Source organism: Rhodococcus sp. ENV425, from assembly GCF_002887785.1.
Classification (GTDB): domain Bacteria; phylum Actinomycetota; class Actinomycetes; order Mycobacteriales; family Mycobacteriaceae; genus Rhodococcus; species Rhodococcus aetherivorans.
Genome location: NZ_PCZU01000205.1, coordinates 1 through 2783, shown reverse-complemented (window position 1 = coordinate 2783; position 2783 = coordinate 1). Strand labels below are relative to the sequence as shown.

Annotated in this window: 3 protein-coding genes; all 3 read right to left on the bottom strand. The window is 71.7% G+C overall.

Going from position 1 to position 2783, the window contains the following annotated elements; translation table 11 throughout:
* The coding region (locus tag CQZ88_RS17020) for an SGNH/GDSL hydrolase family protein (RefSeq protein WP_102800076.1) at window positions 1–744 on the bottom strand (744 nt) is incomplete at its 3' end.
* Between the two features lie 17 nt (window positions 745–761).
* Window positions 762–1847 carry a sugar phosphate nucleotidyltransferase gene (locus tag CQZ88_RS17015; protein WP_006942634.1) on the bottom strand — a complete coding sequence of 362 codons (1086 nt, stop codon included), beginning with the start codon at window positions 1845–1847 and terminating at the stop codon, window positions 762–764.
* Entirely contained in the window at window positions 1844–2749 is a 906-nt protein-coding gene (locus CQZ88_RS17010; protein ID WP_029544622.1) for a glycosyltransferase family 2 protein, read from the bottom strand. The genes CQZ88_RS17015 and CQZ88_RS17010 overlap by 4 nt, the downstream gene beginning before the upstream one ends.
* Window positions 2750–2783 lie beyond the last annotated feature (34 nt).

Sequence of the window (2783 nt, the reverse complement as noted above, 5' to 3'; positions counted from 1 at the left end):
CAGCGTGGGGCGTTTCGGTTCGATGCCGTCGCCCGAGGAGGTGCCGCGCAGGCGCCGCCCGACCCAGGGAATCAGGAATTCGCGTGCCCACCGGCGGTCCTCGGCCCGCTTCGCCGCCGAGACCACCGGCGCGGCATCGAATTCGGCCGGGGTGAGCGTGTGCGACACACCGAGGAGATCGAGCACGCGGATCGCCATGTTCCGGTGCCCGGCCGGCGACATGTGGAGCCGGTCGAAATCCCACATCCGCAGGTCGCGGTACTCGTCGAACCGCCAGAAGTCGACGATCGCCGCACCGTGGCGGTCGGCGATCGCCCGGACCAGCTCGTTGTAGACGGCCCAGCGGCCGCGCAGCACCCCGAACACCGGCGCCCAGCTGCCGTCGTAGGCCGTCCACACGAGCACTCGCGCACCCGTGGCGGCAAGCTTGCCGATCGCGTCGTCGTACTCGGCCGCCAACGCGTCGAGGTCAAGCTTCGGGCGCATGAGGTTGTTGCCACCGGCGTAGATCGTCACCAGGTCGGGTCGCATCGCGATCGCCGCGTCGAGCTGCTCGTCGAGGATCGGGCGCAGCAGCCGTCCGCGCACGGCGAGGTTCGCATACCCGAACCCGGGGTTGTCGCGGGCGAGCTCCTCGGCGACGAGGTCCGCCCAGCCACGCAACCCGTTGGGCCGGGCCGGATCCGGGTCGCCGACGCCTTCGGTGAACGAATCACCCAGCGCCACATACCGTTCGAACTTCATTCGTGGACCCCCCGTGCTCACACGTCGGTGCTGAAACGGATCCCCCCGTCGGGGATCTGCACACCGGGCCAGACCCGGGCGCCGCGCAGCAGCTCGCAGCGCGCCCCGATGTCGGCGCCGTCGCCGATCACCCCGTCGCGGATCAGGGCGCGGGGACCGACCCGGACCCCGAATCCGATGATGGACCGCTCGATCACCGCACCGGCCTCCACCCTCGCGCCGTCGAAGATCACCGCGCCGTCCAGGCGTGCGCCGGCGCCGATCTCGGCGCCGCGGCCGACGACGGTGCCGCCGATCAGCAGGGCACCGGGCGCGACGGAGGCACCGGGATGGACGAGGGATTCGCCGCGCTGCCCACCGAGCGCGGGCGACGGTGCGATGCCGCGCACCAGGTCTGCCGAGCCGCGCACGAAGTCCTCCGGCGTGCCCATGTCCCGCCAGTAGGCGGCGTCGACGTGCCCGTACACGCGCTTGCCCTCCGCCAGCAGGGACGGAAAGACCTCACGTTCCACGGAGACCGGACGACCCTCGGGGATCGACTCGATGATCTCGCGCTTGAAGACGTAACAGCCGGCGTTGATCTGGTCCGTCGGCGGATCCTGCGTCTTCTCCAGGAACGCGGTGACCCGGCCCTCCTCGTCGGTGGGCACGCACCCGAACGCGCGGGGGTCGCCCACGCGCACCAGGTGCAGCGTCACGTCGGCGTCGGTGCGCAGGTGCGTGTCGAGCACCGCACCGAGATCCGTGCCGCCGAGGACGTCACCGTTGAAGACCATGACGTTGTCGGCGCGCAGCCTGGGCAGCACGTTGCGGATGCCGCCGCCGGTGCCCAGCGGCTCCGCCTCGGTGACGTACTCGATCTCGAGACCCAGTTCCGAGCCGTCACCGAAGTAGTCCTCGAACACCTCCGCCTTGAAGGATGTTCCGAGCACCACGTGCTTGATGCCGGCCGCACGGATACGCGTGAGCAGGTGCGTAAGGAACGGCACGCCGGCGGTGGGCAGCATCGGCTTCGGCGCGGACAGGGTCAGCGGCCGCAGCCGGGTCCCCTGCCCGCCCACCAGGATCACCGCATCGGTGTGCGGCGCAGCATCGTTCGTCATCGTGTCCCCTGTTCCGTGGTGTTGCCCGCCTCGGCCGCCCGCGCCCGTTCGCGTGCCGCCGCGGCCACCGACATCCTCGACCGGGCGGCGAGCCCGGCCCGCAGCGCCCACCGCAGCGGCGCCTGCCACGGATGCGGGTGCCGGTCCGCCTGGAACCGGTACGCGCTGTCGTGGTGGGCCGGCAGCATGAGTTCGGGATGCCGTCCTGCGGCGTGCCCCTTCGCGTGGGTGACCTCTGCCGAGGGCACGTATACGTTGAGCCAGCCCGCCCGGCCGAACCGGTCGCCGAGATCGACGTCCTCCATGTACATGAAGTAGCGCGAGTCGAAGCCGTCGACCGCGTCGAACGCCGCCCGCCGCACCAGCAGGCACGACCCGGACAGCCAGCCCACCGGGCGTTCGGACACGGTCTCGTTCTCCTGCCGGTACCGCTGCGTCCACGGGTTCTTCGGCCACACCGTGCCGAGCAGCGCGTGCCCGGCGCCGGAGACCAGCCCGGGCACCGAGCGCGCCGACGGATAGACGGTGCCGTCGGGTTCGTAGATCAGCGGGCCGAGGGACGCCGCGCGCGGCCAGCGACGCGCCGCCTCGAGCAGCCGGTCCAGCGACCCGGGTCCCCAGCGCACATCGGGATTGGCGACGACGACGAACTCCTCCGCCGGATCGACCTCCGCGACGGCCCGGTTGACGGCCCCGCCGTAGCCGATGTTGCCGCCGGTGTGCAGCAGCCGCACGTTCGGGTGCCGGGCCGCGGCGTCTTCGGGGGCGCCGTCGGTGGACCCGTTGTCCGCCAGGATCACACGGGTGGGCAGGTTCGTCGCGCCGGTCAGCGAGGTCAGGAAGTGCTCCAGATGCTCACCGGGCGAGTAGGTCACCGTCACCACGGTCAGCTTCGAACTCACGCCGTCACCTTAGCCGCCGGGCGCGGTCCCGCCG